The 24,909-nt window shown below is 41.3% G+C and carries 19 protein-coding genes; 3 read left to right on the top strand and 16 right to left on the bottom strand.

Features of this window, described 5'->3' with window-relative positions:
- The first annotated feature begins 160 nt into the window (after window positions 1-160).
- The 3 genes from ACESLK_RS24390 to ACESLK_RS24380 all read left to right on the top strand — a co-directional run bounded on the left by ACESLK_RS24390 (window position 161) and on the right by ACESLK_RS24380 (window position 3,472).
- Window positions 161-1,069 (top strand): SDR family oxidoreductase, encoded by a 909-nt coding sequence (locus tag ACESLK_RS24390; RefSeq protein ID WP_373232326.1) that lies wholly within the window; start codon window positions 161-163, stop codon window positions 1,067-1,069.
- A gap of 638 nt (window positions 1,070-1,707) precedes the next feature.
- Window positions 1,708-3,195: an alpha-N-arabinofuranosidase gene (locus ACESLK_RS24385; protein WP_373232325.1), complete on the top strand. Its 1,488-nt coding sequence runs from the start codon at window positions 1,708-1,710 to the stop codon at window positions 3,193-3,195.
- A 4-nt stretch (window positions 3,196-3,199) separates the two neighbouring features.
- Window positions 3,200-3,472, top strand: a complete 273-nt coding sequence (locus tag ACESLK_RS24380) for a DUF6171 family protein (RefSeq protein WP_373232324.1) — start codon at window positions 3,200-3,202, stop codon at window positions 3,470-3,472.
- 51 nt (window positions 3,473-3,523) lie between these two features.
- Here ACESLK_RS24380 and ACESLK_RS24375 read toward each other — a convergent pair whose 3' ends face one another.
- The 16 genes from ACESLK_RS24375 to ACESLK_RS24300 all read right to left on the bottom strand — a co-directional run bounded on the left by ACESLK_RS24375 (window position 3,524) and on the right by ACESLK_RS24300 (window position 24,748).
- Window positions 3,524-3,748 carry a hypothetical protein gene (locus ACESLK_RS24375; RefSeq protein WP_373232323.1) on the bottom strand — a complete coding sequence of 75 codons (225 nt, stop codon included), beginning with the start codon at window positions 3,746-3,748 and terminating at the stop codon, window positions 3,524-3,526.
- Window positions 3,749-3,785: 37 nt separating this feature from the next.
- Window positions 3,786-4,616, bottom strand: coding sequence for a carbohydrate ABC transporter permease (locus ACESLK_RS24370; protein WP_373232322.1), 831 nt, complete (start codon window positions 4,614-4,616; stop codon window positions 3,786-3,788).
- A gap of 1 nt (window position 4,617) precedes the next feature.
- Window positions 4,618-5,514, bottom strand: a complete 897-nt coding sequence (locus ACESLK_RS24365; RefSeq protein ID WP_373232321.1) for a carbohydrate ABC transporter permease — start codon at window positions 5,512-5,514, stop codon at window positions 4,618-4,620.
- Window positions 5,515-5,613: 99 nt separating this feature from the next.
- On the bottom strand, window positions 5,614-6,969 hold the full coding sequence (locus tag ACESLK_RS24360; protein ID WP_373232320.1) for an ABC transporter substrate-binding protein: 1,356 nt from the start codon (window positions 6,967-6,969) through the stop codon (window positions 5,614-5,616).
- Window positions 6,970-7,136: 167 nt separating this feature from the next.
- Window positions 7,137-8,729, bottom strand: a complete 1,593-nt coding sequence (locus tag ACESLK_RS24355) for a response regulator (protein WP_373232319.1) — start codon at window positions 8,727-8,729, stop codon at window positions 7,137-7,139.
- Window positions 8,701-9,297: a sensor histidine kinase gene (locus ACESLK_RS24350; RefSeq protein ID WP_373232339.1), complete on the bottom strand. Its 597-nt coding sequence runs from the start codon at window positions 9,295-9,297 to the stop codon at window positions 8,701-8,703. Before ACESLK_RS24350 ends, ACESLK_RS24355 begins: the two co-directional genes overlap by 29 nt.
- Window positions 9,298-9,305: 8 nt before the next feature.
- The gene (locus tag ACESLK_RS24345; protein WP_373232318.1) at window positions 9,306-10,880 is read right to left on the bottom strand and encodes an IS5 family transposase; all 1,575 of its coding nucleotides are present in this window, start codon (window positions 10,878-10,880) and stop codon (window positions 9,306-9,308) included.
- 236 nt (window positions 10,881-11,116) lie between these two features.
- Complete coding sequence (locus ACESLK_RS24340) at window positions 11,117-12,271, bottom strand: hypothetical protein (protein ID WP_373232317.1); 1,155 nt, start codon at window positions 12,269-12,271, stop codon at window positions 11,117-11,119.
- A gap of 613 nt (window positions 12,272-12,884) precedes the next feature.
- Window positions 12,885-14,837, bottom strand: a complete 1,953-nt coding sequence (locus ACESLK_RS24335) for a UvrD-helicase domain-containing protein (protein ID WP_373232316.1) — start codon at window positions 14,835-14,837, stop codon at window positions 12,885-12,887.
- Window positions 14,838-14,904: 67 nt separating this feature from the next.
- A protein-coding gene (locus ACESLK_RS24330) for an IS3 family transposase (RefSeq protein WP_373232315.1) occupies window positions 14,905-16,466 on the bottom strand; the annotation gives its coding sequence in 2 pieces (ribosomal slippage) (window positions 14,905-16,001 and window positions 16,001-16,466; 1,563 coding nt in all).
- 60 nt (window positions 16,467-16,526) lie between these two features.
- A complete protein-coding gene (locus tag ACESLK_RS24325; protein ID WP_373232314.1) occupies window positions 16,527-18,512 on the bottom strand; it encodes an ATP-dependent nuclease in 1,986 nt (661 codons plus the stop codon).
- A gap of 35 nt (window positions 18,513-18,547) precedes the next feature.
- Entirely contained in the window at window positions 18,548-19,849 is a 1,302-nt protein-coding gene (locus ACESLK_RS24320) for an RES domain-containing protein (protein ID WP_373232338.1), read from the bottom strand.
- A gap of 230 nt (window positions 19,850-20,079) precedes the next feature.
- Complete coding sequence (locus tag ACESLK_RS24315; protein WP_373232313.1) at window positions 20,080-21,543, bottom strand: IS1182 family transposase; 1,464 nt, start codon at window positions 21,541-21,543, stop codon at window positions 20,080-20,082.
- A 936-nt stretch (window positions 21,544-22,479) separates the two neighbouring features.
- Window positions 22,480-23,145 (bottom strand): hypothetical protein, encoded by a 666-nt coding sequence (locus ACESLK_RS24310; protein WP_373232312.1) that lies wholly within the window; start codon window positions 23,143-23,145, stop codon window positions 22,480-22,482.
- Window positions 23,146-23,469: 324 nt separating this feature from the next.
- A complete protein-coding gene (locus ACESLK_RS24305; protein ID WP_373232311.1) occupies window positions 23,470-23,952 on the bottom strand; it encodes a DinB family protein in 483 nt (160 codons plus the stop codon).
- A 325-nt stretch (window positions 23,953-24,277) separates the two neighbouring features.
- Window positions 24,278-24,748, bottom strand: a complete 471-nt coding sequence (locus ACESLK_RS24300; protein WP_373232310.1) for a hypothetical protein — start codon at window positions 24,746-24,748, stop codon at window positions 24,278-24,280.
- Window positions 24,749-24,909 lie beyond the last annotated feature (161 nt).

The raw sequence follows: 24,909 nt of genomic DNA, 5'->3' as shown, positions 1-24,909 counted from the left end.
AAACAATCCATTATAAAGGCGAAAAACTGACCTATCATGCTTTTTAATGACCGAACTGAAATTTCTTATGTCTCGGACCAAGCAATCATCCTTTATGGTTACGAATCTGGGCTTTTTCTCATACGATGAAGTAAATTGCTACTTCAGAAGGAGACTGACTATGGATCAATATTACCCGGTCTATCCATATCTTGGATTCACACAGCGTGTGGTAACTCAGCCAATCGCTTTTCCGCCGCAGCATCAAGAGCAGCAACCGGGCCTGGAGTGGATCATGCAGCCCCCGCCCATCTTTGATTATGCCGGCTATGAAGGGAGCGGCAAGCTGAAGGGTATGGTGGCACTCATCACTGGCGGCGACAGCGGAATCGGGCGGGCAGTTGCCGCAGCGTATGCCAAGGAAGGCGCCGACTTGGTCATTGTTTACCTGAACGAGCATCGGGATGCGGAAGTGACCAAGCAATATGTGGAGAGGCTCGGCGCCCGCTGCCTGTTGCTGCCAGGTGATCTACGAGACCCTGCCACTTCTCTGACTGCTGTAGACCGTACCATGGATGTCTTTGGTCGACTTGACGTATTGGTTAACAACGCTGCTGTTGCGTCGTATACAAAGAGCATCCTGGATGTATCAGACGAACAACTGGAGAACACATTTCGTACGAACGTCTTCCCGCTATTTTACATGGTCAAGGCCGCCTTACCCCATTTGAAGAGCGGTAGTGCTATCATCAATACGGCCTCCAGAGTCGCATACGAAGGGGAGAAGAATCTTATTGACTACTCGGTTTCTAAGGGAGCCGTTGTCACTTTCACCCGGACGATGGCAATGTCGCTTGTAGATTTGGGCATTCGAGTGAACGCGGTGGCACCCGGACCAGTATGGACACCTTTGATTATAAGCATATACCCCTCTGAGCAAGTGGCCACCTTTGGTACTGATATACCTATGGGACGAGCAGGTCAACCGTTCGAAGTTGCGCCTGCATTCGTGTACCTTGCAGCCAAAGATTCCGCTTACGTCACCGGCCAAGTTATTCATGTCAACGGCGGCAAGAGCCTCTACTCATAATGATATTGAAAAATTGTAAACTTTGATCACTCGATTTCATATATTTATTATAGTCAGAAGCCCAGTTCGGGTAGTGATAGAGAGTAACATGCAAAATGCGTGTCCATAGTGCTTATAGTGCTCATAATGCTTTGATTCAAGGACAAGATTTCTCCGCCGTACAGCCTCTTCCTGTCTTCTATTTACGAGTGGGAATATAGGGCGCGTCAAGTTTTACAGAACGGACCGTTGGGTTATATTGCCGGCGGTGCAGGCTCCGAGGATACCATGCGTGCGAACATCGACGCATTCCAATAATGGCGTATTCAACCCCAATTACTAAACAATGCGCCGTTATGGGCAATTCTCCGCGCTGGTTTCAGTTGTATTGGGGAAAAGACCTTGATGTGGTTGGAAGCATGGTTCAGCGAGCGGAAAAGGGCAGGGTATGGAGCAATAGTCATAACCATTGATCTTCCAACGCGAGGTTGGCGGGGGAGAGATCAAAGAAACGACGGAATAATTGGGTATGGACTTATGCTTGGTTCGCTTCAGAAAAATTATAGTTGTTTTAATATAAATTTTACGGTTAAATAGTATTGTGGAGTATATATTTATTAATCAGTTAGTATTGTTATTAATTCAAGGGAGTTGCTGAGATGAAGAATCATGTCGTTATCAACGCGGATCGCACGAAAGGGAACATCAACCGTCATATTTACGGCCATTTTGCCGAGCATCTTGGGAGGTGTATCTATGAAGGAATTTGGGTCGGGGAAGATTCTCCAATTCCGAATATACAAGGTATTCGCACCGATGTCTTAGAAGCGCTGCGCAAATTGAATATCCCAGTGCTGCGCTGGCCGGGCGGTTGTTTCGCCGACGAATACCATTGGAAGGACGGCATCGGACCTCGGGAAACGCGAAAATGTATGGTAAATTCCCATTGGGGCGGCTTGGTGGAGAACAACCATTTCGGTACCCATGAATTCCTGCTTCTCTGCGAGTTGCTCGGCTGCGAACCTTACATTAACGGCAACGTCGGCAGCGGAACGGTTCAAGAGATGCAGGAGTGGGTCGAATATATGACATTCGATGGTGAATCTCCAATGGCTGATTTGCGCAGAGCTAATGGGCGCGAGAAACCTTGGAAGGTTACTTACTTCGGAGTAGGGAACGAGAATTGGGGATGCGGCGGCAACATGCGTCCGGAATTTTATGTCGATTTGTACCGCCAATACCAGACCTACGTGCGTAACTACGGAGATAACAAAATTGTCAAGATCGCCTGCGGAGCAAACGATTATAATACGCACTGGACGGAAGTGCTGATGCGTGATGGAGAGCGATACATGGACGCTCTGACGCTGCATTACTATACAATACCGAATACGTGGCAGGAGAAAGGCTCGGCGACGGAGTTCAGCGAACAAGATTGGTTCGTCACTCTCCGCAAAGCGATTGCGATGGACGAGCTTTTGGACAAACATGAGACAATCATGAATAAATACGATCCGGCTAAGCGAGTAGCGTTGATAGTTGATGAGTGGGGGACTTGGTTCGATGTTGAACCGGGTACGAACCCGGGCTTCCTCTATCAGCAGAATACAATGCGCGATGCGCTTGTCGCAGCTTTAACGTTGCATATTTTCCAAGATCACTGTGACCGCGTTCAGATGGCCAACATCGCTCAGACCGTTAATGTGCTTCAGTCGGTCGTGCTGACGGAAGGCGCGTCCATGATACTTACCCCAACCTATCACGTTTTCGAGATGTTTAAGGTTCATCAAGACGCGGAAGCGCTTGATATCGCCCTACAGTCCGAGCCCTACGAAATGAGCGGCGAATCGATCCCGCAAATTAGCGTATCAGCATCCCGAAGCTCCGATGGGACGATTCAAATCAGTCTGTGCAACGCCCATCATGACCGCGAGGCTGAATTGACGATTGAGCTGCGCGGCACTGACGGAAGCGATCGGGCGACAGAGGGAACTGTACTTAGCGCATTAGAGTTGAACGCTCACAACACCTTCGCGCAACCGAATACCGTACAGCCTGCTCCACTTTCCGGTATCGTTCGCGGAGACGATGGAACGATTCGTCTTACGATGCCTCCGGCTTCAGTCGGCATTCTAAGAGTCGGTTGATCCGATGGTTCAAGAACGTAAGCAAGAAGCGAACTGCAAAGGCTGCAGTGCGAATGTTCACGTTACTGAAGCTCAGCTCGATCGAATATTGAGTAAACTATCTCTTCACTCTGAAGACTGCGTGACCGAGGAGCAGTATGCAAAAAGACTGGAGCAATGTGGGCAATGTCCCGCTATGCTGTACGGAACCACCTGCGCACATTGCGGCTGTTTTGTCCGGGTAAGAGCTAAATTATTGGATAAGCATTGCCCGAATCCGACTGGATCATTGTGGTAAAAAGAGGCTATTCCCCGGATTCAAAATCAAGGGAATAGCCTCTCCAATTGCCTACCAGATCAAGAACCCTTGACCTCTTAATCTTAATACCGCTTCAATGAAGAAATAGTCCCCATAAATGATAGGTACTTCAAAATCCCCATTTCTACTGTGGTAAGCTCCGGTACCGTTCGCCACAATCGAATCTTCATCGACATTCCAATTGCAGAACCGGCGGTCCGTAGCCTTGAGAATGTTGATTGCCGCATTCATGTAGCCAAGCTTTGGTTTCATCATTGATTAGGTGACTCAATTTCAACTCGCTCCTTTATCCTCATCCTTTAACTGAACCTGCAGCTATTCCCTTTACGAAATACTTCTGAAGGGAGACGAATACGATAAACACAGGAATAAGCGACATTGTGGTTCCTGCAAAAATCATGTCCCAGCGCGAAGTGAATTCTCCGACATAATAGAAGATTTCAACGATCATCGTTTTTGGTACGCCCGACGGCAGAACTAGCATTGGCATGAGGAAGTCATTCCATATTCCCAGCCCTTGCAGAACAATTAATGAAGCTGTACAGGGTCCAAGCAAAGGGAAAACAATTTTCCAGAAAATCCCCGTCCTGCTGCACCCATCGATTTCCGCCGACTCCTCGATTTCCCGAGGGATACCTTTCAGAAAGCTAGTGAATAGGAGCACCCCAAATCCAACTGAGCCGGATATATAGATAAAAATTGGACCGGCCAGAGTGCCGTACAAGCGGAACATATTCAATTCCTTAATTAACGGAATCATATAAACCTGAAACGGAATCATCATACCAAACAAGAAGAATATAAACATGGCATTGGTCCACTTCTTGTTCGTCCGTTCAATCGCATAGGCAGCCATCGGAATGACAACAACCATGAAGAAAACGGACACAACGGTCAGAATCACACTGTTCACCATCGCTCGCGGATAATCCGTCTCCGTCAATAGATATCTAAAGCTCTCGATATAGAAGCCCTTCGGAAAAGCTACTGCATCCCGCAGAATCTCCCCATTACTCTTAAACGCGGAAATAAAGTTGAAAAATATGGGGAAAAAGAATACGATCGCAAGCAATGCCGTTACGCCAAAGATCAGTATATCGATAAGCAGCTTTTTCTTTTGCATATCAATATTGCACCTCTCTTTTGCGAAGAACTTTAATTTGTATGAGGGAGAGAAGCAGTGTTATCAGGAACAATACAATCGCAAGCGCGGTACCAAAGCCTTGTCTAAGCTCTCCGAAACCAACCTTATAGATGATATACGTCAACGTTTCGGTTGCGAAGCCTGGACCACCGTCAGTCATAACAGCGATCTGGTCGAATATCTTTAAGGAACCTATCATGGAGAGCATCATACATACCGTCATCGCTGAGGCTAAAAGCGGGAAAGTAATGTGACGGAACTGCTGCCAGCCGTTCGCACCATCGATACTTGCGGCTTCCGTTAGCTCTGGCGGGATACCCTGAAGTCCAGCAAGGTAGATGATCATATAATATCCGGCTGCCTTCCATACAGTGGACAAGATGATCGAGATCAAAGCGAGATCAGGATCACCGAGCCAATCCACCTTCCAGGACGACAACCCGAGCATATCCAATAATTGATTGACGACACCGAAGTTATAGTTCAAGATGATAACCCAAATAAAACCCATAACGACGCCGCTCATCAGAACCGGCAAATAAAATATACTGCGGAACAAGTTGCGGAACCAACGTACTTTGTCCACAAGGATAGCTAAAGCAATTGCCAAAACATTTTCCAGAATAACCAGAGCGACTGTGAAAATTAATGTATTTTTAAGTGCATGATGTACCCGCGTGCTATTCAAAATTTCAACAAAGTTACTAATACCGATATAACGGATATCATCACTAATCCCGTTCCAGGATGTAAAGCTCAAATATAATGCACTTGCCGTAGGAGCAATAACGAACACAGTATAAAGTAAAAATGCCGGCAAAATAAACCAAAACGCATAATTGAACCATTTTCTCTTTATAGTTGATTTAGCAAGCATGGCTCTCTCTTCCACCTTCCTCTAATACTGTCTGAAGACAAGGAGAACCCCTGCGTTCGCAGAGGTTGCTCTTGTTATCAACGTACTTTGTTGGTGATATTATTGCTTATTCGCAACAACTTGATTGTCATATTCTGTATCTGCTTGTTTCATGTACTCGAGAACGTCTCCGTCCTTCTTAACCACAAGCTCCTGCATCAGCTTATAGTACCAGTTGCGGAATTGCGGTGGAATGGCATCCTCGCCCCACCAGTTATTAATCATGAGCGATTTTTTCACGTTCGCATCATTCACATAAGCGAGCACTTGCGTGAATTGCTCGGAAGCTTCATAAGTGATCGCTTCCTTAGTTGCTGGCAGCGCGTTCGCGGTTTTCAGCCATTTAGTGTATGTTTCAGTACTGTAGAAGAAGCGGATGAACGATTTCATGGCTTCAACTTTATCAGCATCCTTCGATGCTTCTGCCGAGAGGGACCAACCAGCCAATTGAGGCAAGCCGTTTACAATGACATTGCCCGACCGGTCAGGAATCGCGTAGAATCCGAACTCAAAAGACGGATCTGCTTCTGCAATTTGGCCGAACATCCAAGGACCTGAGAATAGCTGCGCCGCTTTGCCGGATACGAGAATGGAAGCCGTCTGGTTATCTGCTGTGCTCAACCAGCCTTTGTCCACATATTTCGAGAACAAGTCTTTATAGTCGGTCATTGCTTGTACGACGTTGGCATCGGTGAAGCTGACTTGCTTGGCTGTACGTTTGGAGTTCCATTTCGGGTCGTTCACATAAACTTGATCGATTAGGAACTTATTCAACCAGAAGCCCATATGCCAAATATCCTTACCGCCAACCACGATTGGTGAAATGTTGGTTGCTTTCAGCTTTTCCTGAATAGCAATGAAATCATCCCATGTTTTTGGAAGCTCAGTAACGCCAGCGTCTGCATATGCTTTCTTGCTGTAAATAATACCTTGAGGTGCATTACCAAGAATTGGCGCGACATATTTCTTGCCGTCCAATTCAGGAACAGTATTGAAAATGTCCAACAAATCCGCTGGCAATTCGGCCACTCGACCTGCTTCCACGAACACCTGGACATCACGTAATTCAACCAAATCCGGATATTCGCCTACCGCGTCTTTCGTCTTCAGCCAATCAAGGTAGGAAGCCGATCCGGTTTCACTGATATCTTTGATTTTGATATTAGGATTCGCATCTGTGAATGCTTTAATGGATTCGACCATGGCTTGTCTTGTTGCCGGGTCGCCTGGCGCGTAACCAATTGTAAATTCTACTTCCTTCGGTGCTGGAGTCTCTGATGCCGCTGGCGATGAAGCTGCAGGTGATGACGCCGCTGGTGATTCAGAAGCTTTATTGTTGTTGCCTCCGCATGCTGAGAGAATCACGGATAGAGCCAAGATTAGGGATAAAAGTGTGAACATCTGTTTTTTTGCCATGTGAATAAGAACCTCCCTTATTATCTTCAGACGGTAATTGGTTCAGTGGGAAGTTATTTCATAATGTGCGCAGCATGATGAATAATTTCCTTGTTCTAAGACTAACATCATGCAATTAGGCTTAGAATGAAGTTTTTTAAGCGCAATATGTCGTTAATTTAAGATCTTTACTCTTTTAGGGAAAGCCTAACCTCTTGAGGCAGCTTTCCAAATCTTTTTTTGAACATGTCGCTGAAATGGCGCGCATTGTTATACCCGACTTTTTCCGCGATTTCATAAATCATCATACAGGTTTGGGTGAGAAGCCGCATCGCTTGCTGCATCCGCGCTTCAGTCACATACTGTTTGAAATTTTGTTTCATATGTTTTTTGAAAAAACTGCTAAAGTAATACGGGTTCATAAATGCAATAGCGGCTACCGATTCAAGCGTGATTTCCTCGGCGTAATGCTCGTCGATATATTGCTTAATTTTTAAGATCAGCATTTTTTCCTTGTTACTGGCTTTATCGTCGATCCTATGGTGGAGCTCTTCCATGATCTCGACAATCCCTTTTTTCATCGCGTAGTAAGTTTCAAATTCGGCAAGACGTTTCTGCAGATCATGGATGTCGAAGCCTGATTCTGAAAGAGGTACACCCGAATTCTTGATCTCCTGAATCATAAACAAGGTGGAAGAGAAGCAAGTAGAGACAGCTAGTTCGACATTACCGACCGTAGCTGATTCAATCGTTTCAAGCAGCTCTTCCAAGGAGATTAAAGCATCCCCCCAAGCGTTCGAAGAAAGATCTCTAATGACCTTCGATTGAAGGGTATACATTTCATCTTCGAAGCCCTGCTTCTGCTCGACTTGTTCATACATGATGACTAGGTTCAAACCTATAAAATATTTCATCTGCAGGGCTTGTTCAGCTTGATTGTACGAGTCTGCGAGTAATCCGATATCCGCAACGGGAAGACCCATGCCCAGAGATATTTTTAACTTCAAATAAGATTCGATTTTTTCCTTGATGTCATTCGCTAACCGGATCGGCTCCTCTTGCTGCACATGATCCATCAGGAGGACATACCTATTGTTCTTATAGAACACTTGGCCGCGGCCGTATTCGCTCAGAAGCTCGGTCAAGACGTTCTCCAATGCAAAATGTACGAGTTTTGTTTCCTGTACTGGCCATCTTTCCGGTTCGTCAAGCACTCTATCGATCTCCACTATGCCAATGGAATGAAATGGTCCCGGAAATCTTTCTTGAACAACCTGATAGGCTTCACTCCGATTTGATAAAGACCGATCCGTAAGCCTTACAAGCCATTCTTGGATTTCGTCGTTCCGGCTTCTCTGTTCGATAAGCTGAAGCTTGTCTTTCCTTCTTTCCTCTTCATCCTTCTGCCCGATCAGAGCAGCAGTCTTGGAGAGTACATTGTCCAATTCGGATTTAATCAACGGCTTCACCAAATAATCGACCGCTCCGTAGACTACGGCATCCTTAGCATAAGAGAATTCCTGATAAGCACTTATGAAGATGACTTTAACAGGCAGAGATCGGCTGTTTATTTCCTTGATAATATCAATGCCGGTTAGATGGGGCATGCTGATATCACTAATAACGAGATCGGGTTTGTGCATTTCTATAGCTTCCATGAGGGCTAATCCATCATAAGCTTGTCCGACGATTTCCATTCCAAGACCTTCCCAATCGATCAACTTACGCAAGCCCTTGATGATGATCGGCTCGTCATCTGCCAACACCACTCGAATTGTCATTGCTATCCATCTCCTTTCTAATGGGAAGCTGCATTCTCACTGATGTACCGATATGCTTCCTGCTGCTGATCGTAAGGCCATACTCTTCCCCGCACAACGTTCTAATTTGTTCGTGCACATTTTTCATCCCGATGCCTTTGGCCGCTGGTCCTGCATGGTTGAGCTGATCATTCAGCTTAACCAATGTTTCTTCATCAATGCCGACACCATCGTCATAAATCGTGATATTTAACAACTCATTGTTCGTTTCAATTGTGACCAAGACCGTCCCTTTTCCACCTTTAGGCCTAAGCCCATGTTGGATCGCATTCTCCACGATCGGCTGTAGAGAAAGCTTCAGGATATGCCAATCTAAATCGACTTCATCTGCAACTTTACACCTTAACTCAATCTGATTCTCATACCGAACGCTAATGATATAGAAATAATCCTTCAAATGCTGCAGTTCTCGGCGAATAGTCACCCATTCTTCTCCGTAATCTATGACGTATTTCAACTGATTGGACAAGGACAGGATCATGTCGGCCACTTCGGAATCATCCTTAAATAGGGCTTGCTGAACAAAAATTTTTCAGTCTACGCCCATCGTAAATCTTTAAATCCACAGCATTTGAAAATAAAGAAAAAAAGAACCCGTAGTCGCCGCTCCAAGTTCATGACCAGGAACTGAAGCGCGATTACAGTTTGACTTGACGCAGAACCGCGTGCTCGAATGAGGCCTAGCCCCAATTTGCGCTTGCCTTCTCCAAATTTTCCTTCTATAGCATTTCGCTGGGCTGCGTCTTGGCGCTCTTGCTTCTTTTCTTCGCCGGGGCTATCCTTCGAGGGCCTCCCGAGCTTAGGGCCGCTTAGTCGGATTCCCAACTCTTTGCAATAGTTGAGATTGTCACGGGTTCGATAAATTTTATCTGCCAAGATGACGACAGGGTAATAGCCAAACCGTTCCTTGTAAGATTCCACGGATGCTTGAAGCGTTGTCGCTTCATTGAAGTTGTCCCATTGCATCGTTTCGATCCATGCATACCCGTCGACCAAACTTACAGCGACCTTGGCGCCGAATTCTACACTTGCGCCTGCTTTGCCTCGTACAATCGGACGCACATGGGGCTGTTCGATGCTGACAATTCGATCTGCGACGGCATGCGTATTCTTCTCCATCATCTCGAGCTGCTGTCTGTACAACTCGGAGATCACGAGGAGCTGGCGGTATTGTCTTTTGCTGAGTTCCGTAAGAGGCGTGTGGTTCGTGAGCTCTTCGGTGATTCGTAAATCCCGGCCCACGTAGCCCAGTTGCTTCTTGACTGCCTTGCGGATCGTTTTTCCTGACGCTCTGCGTTGCTTGGATACGCTCAAGTATGTTTTTCTGGCTTGCTCGCGATAGGTGCGTGGCTTCTCCATCTGCCCTATGTGCGGGCGGTGCAAGGTATCGATGATCCCTTCCAGAATTTCTCGAGCATGATTCAATAGCCCCAAATCCGTCGGGTACTTGATATCCGCAGGCGCACACGTGGCGTCCAGCATCAGTGTCCCTTTATTCGTCCCGTTCGAACCTGACATGGACTCGGATGATAGCACTTTGAACATCTTCATCGGTTTACGAGCTTTCTTGGCCGTGACAGGAGACGGTTCCGGGATGGACAGGGCTTCCCCTACAAGCATCGTCAACTGGCCGCCGTCCGGATCGTCGTCATCTTTGTCTTTGCTTGATTTTGATTTCGCCTTCGCCGCTTCCTCTTGTTCCGCTTTCAACGCTTCCTTGGCGATCCAGTCGTTGACCTCAGCTATGACGTCAGCGCCTAAGCGTTCCCGAAAGTGCGTCATGAGGGAGTGATGAAACGGCTCTTGGTCCACATATTCGGTATGGCCAATGAAGAACTGCAGGTAGGGATTCTCCCTGATCTGCTGCGTCGTCTCGCGGTCGCTTAAGCCCAGCCGCTCCTTGATAATGAGTGAGCCGAGCGCCACACGAACGGAATATGCCTGTTGGCCGATGGTCGGGGATTGGAATGAAGTTACATATTTTTCTTCAACTCGCTCCCACGGGATGAGCTTTGCGAGCTGAATCCAGCGATTATCAGGATTTAATTTCCCTCCAAAGGGCAAATAAAAATTCTTCAACAAATTCGGCATATTTTCATTCAGCATGAACAACTCTGCTCACTCCATCTGCAAGGGTTTTATCCGTTTTTCACGGTTTTCTTTGCATATGAATTCGACGAAAAGTGCCGGAAACCCTTGTGGATACAGGGATTTTTGTTTGTTCAGCAAGCCCTAAGTAATGGGGGAGTAAGTTGTCGGCCGCACTTAAGAAGCTTGGCAGCAGGTTGATTCGACTCTGTCCCGCGGCGAACTCAAGGGTCTTGGTGACTCCCTGATGCTACTACACACTACATTGATCCTAATAGCTTCTCGAAAAAACTTTTAATAATCCCTTTCTTCTTCTCTGGTTTCTTTATAGGCGTAACCGGAACCTCTATACTTTGAACAGGCTTTATTCTAACTTGAATATCAGGTATCATCTTTTCTTTTGGGGGGCTGACAGGGTTAGTATACTCCACCCCTATCTGATTTCGGAAAGATACAGGATTTTGTTGGGGAGAGTCCATTCGATCGATCTTGCCACTGTCTAATTTTATTACCTCATCTTCATTAATAGCTATGGTCAATTCTTTCTTTGTTTGTGTTGTACGAAAGTACGATTCAATGTTACTATTGCTGAACAATTGTTCGACACTCGAGTCATCGATTGATTGAATTTGAAAATCATGAGCCAGTTCCAAAAATATTTTATGAGGATTATCCTTTGCTCGTTTTATTAATCCGTAAGCAATAACAAACTCTTTCTCTAATTTTTTCAATTTCGAGACCGGGTACGGATATTTTAATGTCGCTACAACCTGACACCCATTCATAATAAAGCCATTGTAGAAAACAGCGCCTTCTTTTTGATGGATTCGGTCCACCTTAAAAATGCAAAACCTCTGTTCATAATGCGGCGCCGCTTCTATTTTATTTCCTAACAAAACCAACTCGCGAATGCTAAGCCTTTTGTTATTGCCCACCTTAAAGAAGAATTGAATTTTCTCGAGTGATGCGAGTTTATTGTTTTCTATAAGCTTTTTCATTTGATAAATACTGCGAATTACATCCCGAAACACTTTCTTTTTTAATTCATATTTCGGAAATTCGGAATAGGAATCGTCCGGTTTTACTAACCGATGGCTTCCACTCTGAACTGTTGTGAATGGGTTTATTAAAGACTCCATATCAACAGTAACATGAAGGGAGCTCTTTTCGGATTTAATAATTTCTACGTAATCCTTTCCTTCCCAATCCGCATCAAAATAGTGCGCTTCTATCTTCCGGCAATTGTGTCCTCCTTCATCCGGCCAAGCTTTAAAGTACCCATTCACATTAAAAGTCACTCTTAAAGGTGGATCGCAGAAAGGGCAATGTAGTTTTCCCCAATGCTCTGATTTCTGATAATTTGAGATGTGAATGATTTCTTCCCCAACTTTTGCGATGACCTGCTTATTCGACATTGATTGCCCTCCCACGATATGTGATTTTTCAAGCATTTCTAGCACAGAACCTGGAGATAAACAAGTACTTACCCGCTGAGGTTTCTTTCAATTTAATCTGCTTGGGATCAAGAAGAACCGTTACTACAGCAGAATATTTTTTGGCATGACGTTCCGTTCGCAAAAATATTAACTGAACGGTGCTTTATTACTGCAAAGGTTACATATGTAAATTCAACAGAACAACAAACCTCTTTATCATCATCCTTAGAACTCGTACATAGAGTCGTTGCCGTTTCATCAATTCAAAAGGGATCAAATTCTCCTGTGGAAACTATTAAAAACACATTTTCACGACTTTCCAATTCTCTGAAAATATTCTCCAAGGAAACCTGTCGGTCGTCTACTTCCAGTGTTTCATGAACCATATAAAACCTGACTAACGACTTCATTATGCCTCATTCCCCATTCAAAGATTGACCCATATAATCGTCCATAGATAGATCCTTCCAATTGCAAACTTAAAAGGAACAGCGATTCTATCAAGGGTCGTTTCCTTTTATGTTTGACTGAAGTTTCTTGTTTTCTGTAGGTTTTATATTATGTAATTGCTTAATTCAGTAATAATAAAAAACTATTCAATCCGATTGAATCCATATGATTCTAGTTGGATTCTGTCTTTTGTTTTTAGTTTTGGAACAGCCCAAATTAAAGAATACTTGGCTCTTGTACTTGCGACATAACCTATTCGTTTTGCTTCTCCCTCTTCTTCAATCCACTGTTTCCAGTGCCCTCCAATGCTTTTCTGATCTTTGCTCGAAACTACCATTACACTTTCGAAACCACACCCCTTGACGGAATGAATTGTATTAATTTTTATTGGCCCTAGCCTGTCAAGCACATAGATAAAGTCGATAATACTTTCTGCTGTACCTGATGGTGTTCGGAATATGGGGAAATTATTAAAATCTCGGGGATTCTCATCATATTTTATCAGATTTTTATATGCACTCTGCAAAATAATAGGAAGTTGTCCTCTAGCCGCTTTATACCATTCCCCGTAGGTTTTATTTTCAGTATTAAAAATGAGAGGGTTTGAGCAACAAGCTTCAAGAAAGTCTTTGATGAAAATTCGCCATCTAAAAGCAGATTTAATATCAACTGGACAGAAATAATTGCTTCTGCTTTTAGCACCGCCTATCCATTTTTGCAATTGTTTTCCTGCATACTCTAAAGCTGTTTTTCTGAATAGTGGTTGATCGGATCTCCATAGTTGGATAGCATCTAATAGTAAGTGAACATTATTTCGATCTGTATTGGTTTGAAGATTTGATTTCAAAGAAAGTTGACGAACCAAAATAGAGGAATTTTCAGGTTGAATATTGAATAAATTTAAGAAAGTCAAGTATTTTTCTTGAAGCAAACTCAAATCATCATACTCGTAATAACAAACACTATTCTCATTTAATGTATTACTAGATTTCCCCCTAATCGGTGTAATAATAGAAGATATACGATTTGCTAAATCAACAATAGGCTGACAACTTCTAAAATTATCAGTCAAACTAAAATAGATGAAATTTGATAAAAATTCCTTCGTATATGTCGGATCGGCATTCTTAAAATCATATATAGCTTGATTCAAATCACCAATAAAATGAAGTGTGGCTCCGGCATCCTTCAACTTATTCAGAATTTGAATTTCAATCCATGATAGATCTTGGCATTCATCTATAATAATTATTGAAAATCTCTTTGCAATAGTTGAGGCTACTTTTTCATTATCTTGCAAAACTCTAAATGCAATGTTATTCATATCTTCAAAGTTTGCAAATCCATCTTTAAAAAATTTAACTTTATCACTTATGATTTGATTTCTTACATATTCATATTTATATAACTCGTTGTTATTATTTTTATCACGTATACTTTTCATAAATTCTTGGAAATTTTTCGAATTATAATACTCAGTAATAGATAATTTGTGATTATCGGAAAATTGTATAAAATACTCTTTTGATTGATAATTATAATAAATTTGGTTTGCATAGATACTCTCTTGTTTTCCGAATCCGTGAACGTATGGAATTTTTGACTTATAGTTTTCTAACCAATGATGTTTGAAACTATCTAACGATTTATCTATAAGTCGATATGAAAAGTCCCCGTTTTTTCCATTATTCTTAACATACTTGTAGCCATATTTTTGAGCTATATTTCCATGAATAAAACCTGTCAAAGTGCCTATATAGTGAGGATGAAGAGACGACAGTTTAGAAAATTGAGCAACACGAGCTTTTATTGTATCAGTGGCTTCGTTAGTAAATGTTAACACAGCAATTCCGTTATTCTTTTTGGACCACTTGTTTATCTCATATGACATTTTCATTCCAACAACCTCAGTTTTCCCGCTACCTGCACATGCTTCTAAAAATATATTTTCTTTAATTGAAGAAAGGATATATTGAAGTTGCTCCTCTGTCTTTTCTAAAATGCGAAGCAATGTTTTATTATATTGATCACGAGAAATAGTATCATCATCACATAAGACTTGCGCAACTATGTTTTGCATTTCTACTTTATTCATAATTTTCACCCACACATGACCGGCGTTTGTCAAGCTAGTTGTCGTAGACCACCTAAATATATATAGGTTAAGATGATCGTATATTTTCGTTTAATGTCTTACTGGCCCGTTCAGGATTAAGCCATACTTCTTCTTCTAACGTCCAGTTTCGAATTTCCCTTGACCATCTTTCAGGATGCATAGATTTTGCTTGTTCATAAACGATTGTCCGTTGTCCGAGAATGTGATCTGTCAAACCATTGTGCCTTTGATTTGGAGTCAGGAAATTAAGCCCACTGTGTCTGTGTTCTTGGTTGTACCACCGTACAAAGGATAGTACCCATGTCCTCGCTGCTGATAGATCCGTGAACCCCTTGGATGGATAGTCTGGACGGTATTTACAAGTTCTAAATATAGATTCTGCATAGGGATTGTCATTGCTAACTCTCGGACGGCTTCTTGAAGGCGTTATGCCTAGCTGATACAGAGTTTCTAGCAGCGAAGACCCTTTCATAGGGCTACCATTGTCAGAGTGAAGCACAAGAGGGCAAAGCGACGCTTGGCGCTGTTCGGATAACACCCCTCGTCTAACTAGTAAACTAGCATTTTCAGCGGATTCTTCTATCCAAATATCCCATGCAATAATTTTTCTGCTATACAAATCTAATATGAGATACAGATAAAAATAGATACCTTTAACCGGTCCAGGAAGCCATGTAATATCCCACATCCAAATTTGATTAGGACCCGTTGCACAATGCGTAGAGATCGGTTTGGAGCAGGGTTTCTTGCTTCTTCCCCGATGATGCTGCATGTCTTTTTCTTTTAAGACTCTATAGAAAGTGGATTCTGACGCGATATAAACGCCTTGATCCGCAAGTCGCGGCACGATTTGACTAGGTGGGAGACTCTTGAATTCCGGTTGATTGACTGTCCTGACGATCGTCTCTTTTTCCATCTCACTTAACTTGTTTTTGGGAGCTGGTCGCTCTGCTAAGGGACGTTGGTCTTCAAGTGGCGTGAGGTCACTTCTCCAGCGTTGTAACGTCCGCCGACTAATCCCCAACTCTTTACAAGCTAGCGGCTCTCTAGCTCCAGTAGTGACTGCTTCTTTGATCAATAGAATAGCTTTCTTGCGATCTGAGACCTTGATCATTCGTCCTCGTTGTCCCCCTAAATCGCATGGGCCTTTTTTCTGAGTACAAGCAATGCTGCCGTTTCTGCTAGGGCAGATTCCTTCCTCCGAAGCTCTTGACTTAGTTGTTTGATTTCACGGTCTTTCTGGCGAATATTCTTCTGCATCTGACTGGCTTGCTGTGCAATACCCCCGTTGGCTTGCATACAAGCATCACGCCAAGCCTGTACTTGTTCTACATAAAGACCTTTACTACGACAGTATTCTGCCAATTCGATTTCACTAAGCGTAGCGGTCTCGACCACAATCGAAAACTTATCCTGTGTATTCCAACGCTCTGCTTCTGTCTCACCACCTGGAACCGCTATCCCCTTAGCTCTTGCTTTCTTTTTCCATTGATGTAAGGTTGCCTCCGATAGCCCTGTTTCTTTTGCTATTGTATTTACGGACTCGTTCTGGGGTGGCATCATTCTTCTTACGATTGAGTATTTAAATTCTTCGCTGTATCTTGCCATAGTACCACGCCTCTCTGGTGCCTCTTAACTAACTATACTTTTGCTAGAGGCCTATGACAACTATCCTAACCTAGGGGGTGACCAAATCACTGCATCTTCAATATATTTTGGTATATTTGCTATTTGCATGATGTTTTTGTACAGTTCAGAAATATTGGATTTATCTACAGAAAATTTGAGCAATTCTTTATTAATTTGCATTTCTATCCTATCTGTTAATTCCTGAGCAAAATTTCCTTTCCCAATGTGATCATTATCAATATGTTCAAAAATATACTTTGCATGTTCACGTAAAATCTCATCTTTAATATAATGATTTTCGTGCTCAATAATGCTTTCACAGGTTTTACTAACTGATCCGCTATCTGTAGGCCATAAATCTTTAATTGTTTGAGCCATCAGTTTAGTGTTTCTTTCCATCGCAAAGTCGTACTCAAAAGTCTTTAAAGGTGAATGATATAATCGTCCCCACTTACTTTTATTTATCACTTCAATTAAGGAAAGCGCAACATTTGCTCCATCTACAGGAAGGCTTTGAAGTGGAAAGGTATCAACAAACTTTTTCTTGGGTTCCCCATCACCGTTTAAAATTAGTAATCCGTCCTTATCGAACAACGTGATTTCTGTTTTTTCAGGATCGTTGTCTGTAATGCCAGCACATGGTATAGGTAATTTTTCATCTCCCTTACTACCATCGCAATCAGAAAACAACTTCAAAAAATGTTTAAAGTTAATACCATTTATATTAATGACAGAAACTCCTGCCTCTTCCAACGAGTTTGGTAATTGCGGTCTTGAATTTTCAAGTGCCGTGCTATTATATTTGGCCAAAATTATTTGTGCTAATGCTGGTATGATCATAGCTTCGCTAATACCTTCCACTAGAATAATTCCTTTTGAGAAAAGTAAGGTTGATTTTGTAACGTCAAGCCATCGATTCAAATAACCCTTACTGCTGCCTAAATCAATGTTTTTCAGTGAAGTTGCCACGATACGGTCATTTTTTTCTGCAATATGAATCAAGTTGTCAGTGCTTATTGATGAGGCCAAAACAGGAGAGTGCGTCGTAATTATAACTTGAGTATTTTCTAATGAATCTGTTAACTGTTTTAAGTACTTGATGAATTTTACTTGAAGTTGAGGATGTAGATGAGCTTCAGGTTCTTCAATTAGCAGTACGGTTACTAGGTTTGTATCCTTTAATAATTCAAGTTCAGCAAATACAGTAGCAATATATAACAGATTGTTGTATCCTAGACTATTTGTAGCAATATCTCTAAATTTGTTTGGATCTGTCTCCTTACTTCGAGGAAAGAAAACCATCTTTATGCTTTCAACAACTTTGTTGAAGGTCGTATCTGCAAATTGCAAGTTGACACTTTGTCCAAGACGATGCCCCAAGGTTTCTATTAATTTAGTATTTATATTCTTTTTAGCTGCTTCTATTTCGTTATAGTTTCCATCTGTGTTACTTGTGATTAAGTCGTTAAAACCCTTGATGCTTTTAACAAGAGTTTCTTTATTGTCACCATACTGTTTCTTAAGAAGCTGGGCCAAGCGTGACTTTTTTCCATTTACTAGTTTTTCTTCAGCATCTCTTAGAGGTGGCAGGAATATACAATCAATACACTCAAATGTTTCTTCTTCGAAAATACTTGCCCTTGATTTCCCTCCCCAAACCTCCTTTTTGTAGTAACCTTTTATATTGGGATTAGCATTCACTTCAAGATGGAGTTGTGCTCTGAATTCAGCATCACACCAAGATAAAAATGTTACTTCTTCATCTGGAGTTAACACATCAAAAATGAGATCAATCTTTATTTTTTCAGAAGAATACTGCTTATCTAAAGATATAAAAAAATCATCCTCAGAAATGTTCATATATGAAAATTCATTTTCCTTAAGAATTAACCTTAAGGCATTTATTATTGTGGTTTTTCCCGATCCGTTCTCTCCAACTAGGACATTGAGTCCTTTATTAAATTTTATTAGAGAGCTTTCTTTTGCGTTTTTGTATCCCGTAATATTTAGTTCTGATATATACATTGACCCACCACCCGATCTATTTTTAATAATCCTACTTAAAATCCTAAGAATGGTGACTCCCGATCCCCTGGTCGTCCTTTATCTGCATGATCTTTACCAGTTCTTAAATTGTAAGAAATTTCAACTTCATGACTACTCACTTCTACTACTTGTAGTTCAGTACCTTTTTCAAAATTAAATAATGCATAGTTAGTGTACTTCCTTTTGTTAACCCCTTGATAAACGAGTCCATGGTACCCTATTTCTGTGCAACAATTTCCAATAAAATTAGTTAATAAATATGCTCTTTTTAATGGTTTACTTTCTTCGTTTATTTCATTAAAAAAACCTTGAAACCCTGGATCAAACGAGCTTATGTTAAATAACTTCATTTTTTTCCTCGTCTTAAATTGTGCTATGTCGATTATTTCATTATTAAATGGGTTGATTTCATATGGTATTGCATCTTTTCGATTACTCAGATATAAAACAGATACTCCCACTGTGTTGTATCGACCATGCTGTGGTAGCCCTTCTGGAGGATTCCACATTTCATCATTTGTAAAAGGCTGCTCCTTCTCTTTTTTTCGTGTTCTCCCCCTGTAAAGCTGAGAGCTAGATTTTAGTTTTATATAGTTTTCCTCTTCGTAATGTTTTTTCAGGAGAGCGTAAACCTTTTGTCCAGTTTTATGCATATAAGCTAAGAGCGGATACTTTAATAGATGATCTTTAAATTCATGAAGTTCTAACAAACTTAAATTAATATCGTACTTTTGGGCAAATTCCGAAAACTCCAAAAGGTCAAAATCATCCAATCCATATACTGAATTTGTCTCGTGTTCGTCATAAACTTGATCATGAAGCTCGAAGATACCTCCGTCGGGATTATGCGAGTGGTGAGTTAACTCTATTCCATAATGACATGATTGACATTGTAAATATTCCAAAATGGGTTCATGAAACTGATCTGCTATATCTCCATCCCATAGAAAATTCTCAATAGTTTGTCCTGCATTATTCTCTATATAATTGCTTGAATCATCTTCGTCTTTGTTCCAACGATAAACATTATAATCAAGTTGTTCCCCAACACATTTAAAGCAACCATAAATTTTTTTAGATAGTTGACTACCTACCTTTTCAAATAATGGACTTATCTCCTCTTCAAAATATTCTTCCAGAAAATATTGATCTAGAGATTCTATTTTTGAATTACATTGAAGGCATTTATATATGGTACAATCCAATACCTTTACAGTACGAGGTCTTCTATTTATATTTGCTTTTATATTTAGCTTACTAATAACACTTTTTATTTCATTGAAACAATTAATACAAAAAACATTGCATTCACTCATATCGCTCACTCACTTGTTTGTATGATGTAATTCTGACACTTCTTAAATTCCATTTTTTGTATCAAGGAATAAATTCGACATAATATCTTAGATTCCTGTACTGTCGACAAGTTTTGAATGATCCAATACCATTTACATCGAGTAAAAGGGGATGATTAATCCCCGATCTTTCACCACCGTACGTCAGACTGTCTAACAACTCATTGCTGAGTACACTTATAAACGTGGGTTTATGCAATTTTGCTCAAAAAAACGTCGTACGTAATAGATTTCGTACCAGCTCGGTCTCTGAAGAAACGTACGAGCTCCTTCACGCCCTTTATATTGATCATTCTCTTGAGATTATAGGCAAGACAAATCAAATTGGTCTCAGTGCCTACTGATGCCAACCCTCGTGTTAAAAAGTATGTATAGCCCAAGTGACGTTTAATCGTCCCGAAAGGGTGCTCAACGATTGCTGCTCTTTGCTTATAAATATTACTTTGAATACGCGTATTTTCGGCAATCTTTTCGATCACTTCTTCGTCTTTAAGCCTGGTTACCGCTCTTCCGCCTTTGGCAGACGTGCAGGACTCTTTTTGTCCGCAAATATTAAAGGCCTCGCAAGTGTAACGCCTATACTCTTTCCCATCTTGTCTTCCATTCCATTTGAAAGGTAATTCGTAAACCAACGGGCAAATATATCTATCGTTTATGGCATCATATTCAAAGTTCGCTTTATCAAATCCACTTGCCACTTTGTCTTGCTTTCCCTTTTGGGGCTTAATTAAGAGTTCGGTGCTTTCGTCGACAACGTCGATGATTTCAAGGTAATTATAATATCCTGTATCGGCCACAATTGTGGTTTTTTGATCACGAAAAACTTGCTTTGTTTTCTGCACCATATTGGACAGCTGCCCTTGATCGTTGACATCATTGACCGTATCGCAGTCCACGATTAGTTTATACTTGCTGTCCACCGCAGTTTGAACATTGAAACAAACTTCATGCTTCCCGTTGTTTTTCATGGATTTGGCATCCCGATCGGTAACACAAAGCTGATTTTCACCTGTTTCCTTAAGTTCTTGTTTAATTACCTGCAACTCATGCATTCGCTTTTGATAAACCTCTAACTTTTCCGTGATTTCCTGCTTTTTTTGACGATTGTCCTCCGTTAAAAAATCACGCAAGTATGCATCGATTTTTTGATCGATATACTCTAGCTTCTTACTGACAATATTGGTATTAAAGTGTTGTTTTTTAGAGCAGTCCGCCTTTAATTTTGTACCGTCAATCGCGACAAGTTGACCATCGATCAACCCAAAACCTTTTAACATTAAGGTGAACTCTTTAAATAGCTTTTTTACAGCCATTTGGTTATTCTTCATGAAAGCAGATAATGTGCCGTGGTCCGGCTGGAGCTTGCCAATTAGCCACATCAGTTCAATGTTTCTTTTCGTTTCGGTTTCCATCTTGCGAGAGGAACGGATGCCGTTCATATAGCAGTAAAGATAGAGCTTGAGAAGATCCTCCCGGCGATAAGGTTTTTGCCCCGCTTTGGTACCCGGATACATCTGAAACCCCAATTCTTCCAGGGCCAAACTATCGACGTAGGCATCGATGACTCGGACAGAATTTTCTTCTTCTACAAAGTCGTCCAATGTATTTGGCAGTAAATAAATTTGATGTCTATCTTCACCTTCGATATAAGGCATACATGCTCATCTCCTTTGATATAGAGATTCGACAAAGGACATCCATTTTCTTGCCAAAAACGAAGGTTTTAATAATTGTTAGACAGTCTGACGTACCGTTCGGTAAATGGCAGTTTATGTAATATTCCGTACCGTAATAGGATTCCAATATCGGTTGTCTAAGGTACGTTTAAGAATTGGATTGTTCGCCTTCGGCAGCATGGACTTTGCTTTGTTATGCAAGCTCATTCAACGAATGTTACCCTTATATGTAATTGTGCTTCTAAGACTGGAGAGTTGCCGCCAGCTTCCTTCAGAATCTACTTCGCGATGGATACCCGTGCTTTAAGCTCTCGAGACTACTGCCTTGACCATTCGGGCTTAAATTCTATAGATAGCGCTCATGCTTAGCCCACATAAAAAAGAAGCGTCGTGTGCGCTCCGTTTTGCTTTACTCCATGTTAATCGAGGTATTTTTTTGCTCAACATTCTTAATCAACTTAATCGATGAATTAATAAAAATGATTTAAGCTCGAATTTTGAAGCAGTGATTGACCGTTAAGTTATGATTGAGGAAACTTTTGGGGCAATTCACTTCGATTTCTGATGAAACGGACACTGACTCCACGCCATTTTCGACAATTTTCCATTTTTCGTCTGTCAGCGGACATTATGGTTTCATGCACCTGTTCGTCAATGAGGTCTTGACTGTTGATTTGACGCGAGTTATGCTCGAACCATCAGCTGCGTATATCTTTTCCGCGCATATCTTTTATGCGTCTGGCTCGTATATCTCGGCTGAAAAAATCAAAGTAATGCGTGGACAAAGCGACAAAAGCGAAGTGGGGAATCTGCGAAAACCCTTATGACACAAGGATTTGAGGCGTTTTTGAGAGGTCAAAAAACACTACGTATAATACGGTGTTATAGGATGTCAGCGCCTTCTTCGATAAACTCTCACTTCTCTAAATTATTTTGTTTCGAATATGCTTCCATTACATACCTACTACAGAGTAGTTCATAGTCATCATTATTCCTTGTTTCACATAAAGTGGTCGGTGTTTTATCCTGACTGAGCAATAAATGGAATCTTTCCTGTGAAGAATCAATGATATTGAGATAATAGATAGTGATACTAATTTGTATATTTGCCATAGGTAAACTACTGATAACTTTATCAATTTCTTCTACTGTCAATTTCTGATCGTTAGTTTTTGTTAAATAGACTCTTTTATCTCTATGATATAGAGTTTCATAGTTACTCTTTTTTAGATCAATTTCTAATGGTTCAATTTCATTTGCAAATCGTGTCTGCAAATCAGTAATATATTTATCTTTATGGTGCTTAGCATAGTATTTACTATAAGAATCATAAATATTAGTTACAATTTGAATAGCGGGTAACGATAAAACAGCTGAAATAAATATTACGCCAAGAATTTGAGGAACGAATATATATGATTTATAGAGCCACTTCCCAATGTATAAATAAATCACCAGGCCCAAAAGGGCGAGTATCACTGCTAAAAAAGCAACAGGTTTATTTTCCTCATTTATGATGCTAGCTTCGAAATTAAGAGCAAAAACAAAAAATGCATAAAAGCATCCAAAACCTACTGGCAATGCAGAGATTAAATAAATGAATTTATAAATTCGCTCTTTACGAATTGTGTTTCTCCTCCTTCTACTGAGTTATATTTTTTTTCGTACTAGCGCTCATTTCCGATAACGTTTGTGTATTCACGACGTCGATCTCCCTTAGATAGCTCTTATCTTAGGGAGATCGATGTGTCCGGCTGATTCCGCTTCCTTGCCTGAGACACTTCCTCGAATCCTCTTCACCTGCATCGGCCGGACCGAGGGCCGAATGGCCCGAAGCGTAAATACGGTGTTATAGGATGTCAGTGCCCTCCTCGAAATACTTATAAATCGGTTAATATCTTCTTCTTATGCTTCTGGTCTTATGAAACCTTTACCAATAACATTTGCAGATACTGGCTTTTTTCCAACTTCTCTCGCCCAAACCGATAATTGTCCAATGTGATGGATTTGATGTGCAATTACATGACGCATAACTTCACCCCATGCGTCTATAGCAATACTTCCGTCAGGCTGGGGATCCAAAAAAGGGCGTTTTTCCATACTTTCGTTCCAAGATTCAACAAATTCCTTTATCTCTGTCTGAAGTTTATTATCTAAATTTCTTACTTCCTCTAAAGACTTATAATTCTCAAAACTTTCCTGGAAATCTGACTTCCCTTGCAGTAATCGGATCCAACTCCATTCAACATCAATAATATGAAATAAAGTTTGTAAAATGCTACCGACACCGCCTGTTCGGTGCTGAAGCAACTCATCATGCACTACATCTTCACACCATTGATACCACTGTTCTCTTACCATCCAGTTATAGCGAAAAAATATTTGCATGGTGATACCTCCTTATTAATTCTGTAGATTGTATCTGGGAGTTAAGAGAGAAACTATCAGTTGCTATGATACTAATAGGTTTTTTGGTGTGTTTGTGCTGATTTCATATAACGTTCTGGTATTCACGACGCCCCACCACCTTAAAGGAGCAAAGCGACTGGCCGCGACGCGGTTGGGTGGTGCGGGTGTGTCCGGCTGAATCCGCTTCCCTGCTACTGAAAATGCCTCCCCGAATCCTCTTCTAGCCTCGGTCCGGACCGAGGGGCGAATGCCCCGAAGCGTGAATATGGTGTTATCTGATGCCGGACACTTCGAAGCTTTACTCTCACCTATTATATGCCTCTAATCCACCATATTTTTGAAATCTTCTCTCTTCTTTAACTTCTTCTATATATCCAATAATTTCAATAGCAAAGTTTTCAATATCTAATTTTTGATTCTTTTCATATTCTTCAATTGGGGCAAAAGCATTTAATATAATCTCTTCCTTTGGTTTAATTTGCAGCTTATTATTTTTAGCCTCTATTTTGAATTCATTACCTCTAGATCCAATAGACAATTTTATTGGGAAACTAATATATACATTGTTTTGAGCGATTGTGAATTTTGATAGGTTCTTCAGTTTAATTGCAAAGATTATCCCTTCAGGCATTATAGTTTTATCTAAGAGTTCAAATTTGATTTGATCAATATCTGTTGACGTGACGTGAGGCACTGGATTTTGCTCTGAATTACATGCTAATAATAAAAATAAAAATAAAGATGCGACAATTGAAAATAGAATACTTTGCTTCAAAATAAATCCCCCTTTCTCACTTGTCCGGTTTCAGATAACGTTGTCGTATTCGCGACGTCCATTCCCCTTAGATAGCTCTTATCTTAGGGGAATGGATGTATCTGCCCGATTATTCTTCTTCGAAAATTCCTCAGGCAGATCAAAGGCCTATGGCCAGCAGC

It is taken from the genome of Cohnella sp. (assembly GCF_041640265.1).
In the GTDB taxonomy this organism is placed as follows: domain Bacteria; phylum Bacillota; class Bacilli; order Paenibacillales; family Paenibacillaceae; genus Cohnella.
This window is presented reverse-complemented; position numbering and strand designations above follow the sequence as displayed.

Bases quoted from the DNA above. Each gene is read 5' to 3' on its own strand.
- ACESLK_RS24380 (WP_373232324.1), top strand. From the start codon at position 3,200: ATGGTTCAAGAACGTAAGCAAGAAGCGAACTGCAAAGGCTGCAGTGCG.
- ACESLK_RS24365 (WP_373232321.1), bottom strand. From the start codon at position 5,514: ATGCTTGCTAAATCAACTATAAAGAGAAAATGGTTCAATTATGCGTTT.
- ACESLK_RS24375 (WP_373232323.1), bottom strand. From the start codon at position 3,748: ATGATGAAACCAAAGCTTGGCTACATGAATGCGGCAATCAACATTCTC.
- ACESLK_RS24325 (WP_373232314.1), bottom strand. From the start codon at position 18,512: ATGTATATATCAGAACTAAATATTACGGGATACAAAAACGCAAAAGAA.
- ACESLK_RS24390 (WP_373232326.1), top strand. From the start codon at position 161: ATGGATCAATATTACCCGGTCTATCCATATCTTGGATTCACACAGCGT.
- ACESLK_RS24320 (WP_373232338.1), bottom strand. From the start codon at position 19,849: ATGAGTGAATGCAATGTTTTTTGTATTAATTGTTTCAATGAAATAAAA.
- ACESLK_RS24335 (WP_373232316.1), bottom strand. From the start codon at position 14,837: ATGAATAAAGTAGAAATGCAAAACATAGTTGCGCAAGTCTTATGTGAT.
- ACESLK_RS24370 (WP_373232322.1), bottom strand. From the start codon at position 4,616: ATGCAAAAGAAAAAGCTGCTTATCGATATACTGATCTTTGGCGTAACG.
- ACESLK_RS24355 (WP_373232319.1), bottom strand. From the start codon at position 8,729: ATGACAATTCGAGTGGTGTTGGCAGATGACGAGCCGATCATCATCAAG.
- ACESLK_RS24385 (WP_373232325.1), top strand. From the start codon at position 1,708: ATGAAGAATCATGTCGTTATCAACGCGGATCGCACGAAAGGGAACATC.
- ACESLK_RS24340 (WP_373232317.1), bottom strand. From the start codon at position 12,271: ATGTCGAATAAGCAGGTCATCGCAAAAGTTGGGGAAGAAATCATTCAC.
- ACESLK_RS24360 (WP_373232320.1), bottom strand. From the start codon at position 6,969: ATGGCAAAAAAACAGATGTTCACACTTTTATCCCTAATCTTGGCTCTA.
- ACESLK_RS24305 (WP_373232311.1), bottom strand. From the start codon at position 23,952: ATGCAAATATTTTTTCGCTATAACTGGATGGTAAGAGAACAGTGGTAT.
- ACESLK_RS24315 (WP_373232313.1), bottom strand. From the start codon at position 21,543: ATGCCTTATATCGAAGGTGAAGATAGACATCAAATTTATTTACTGCCA.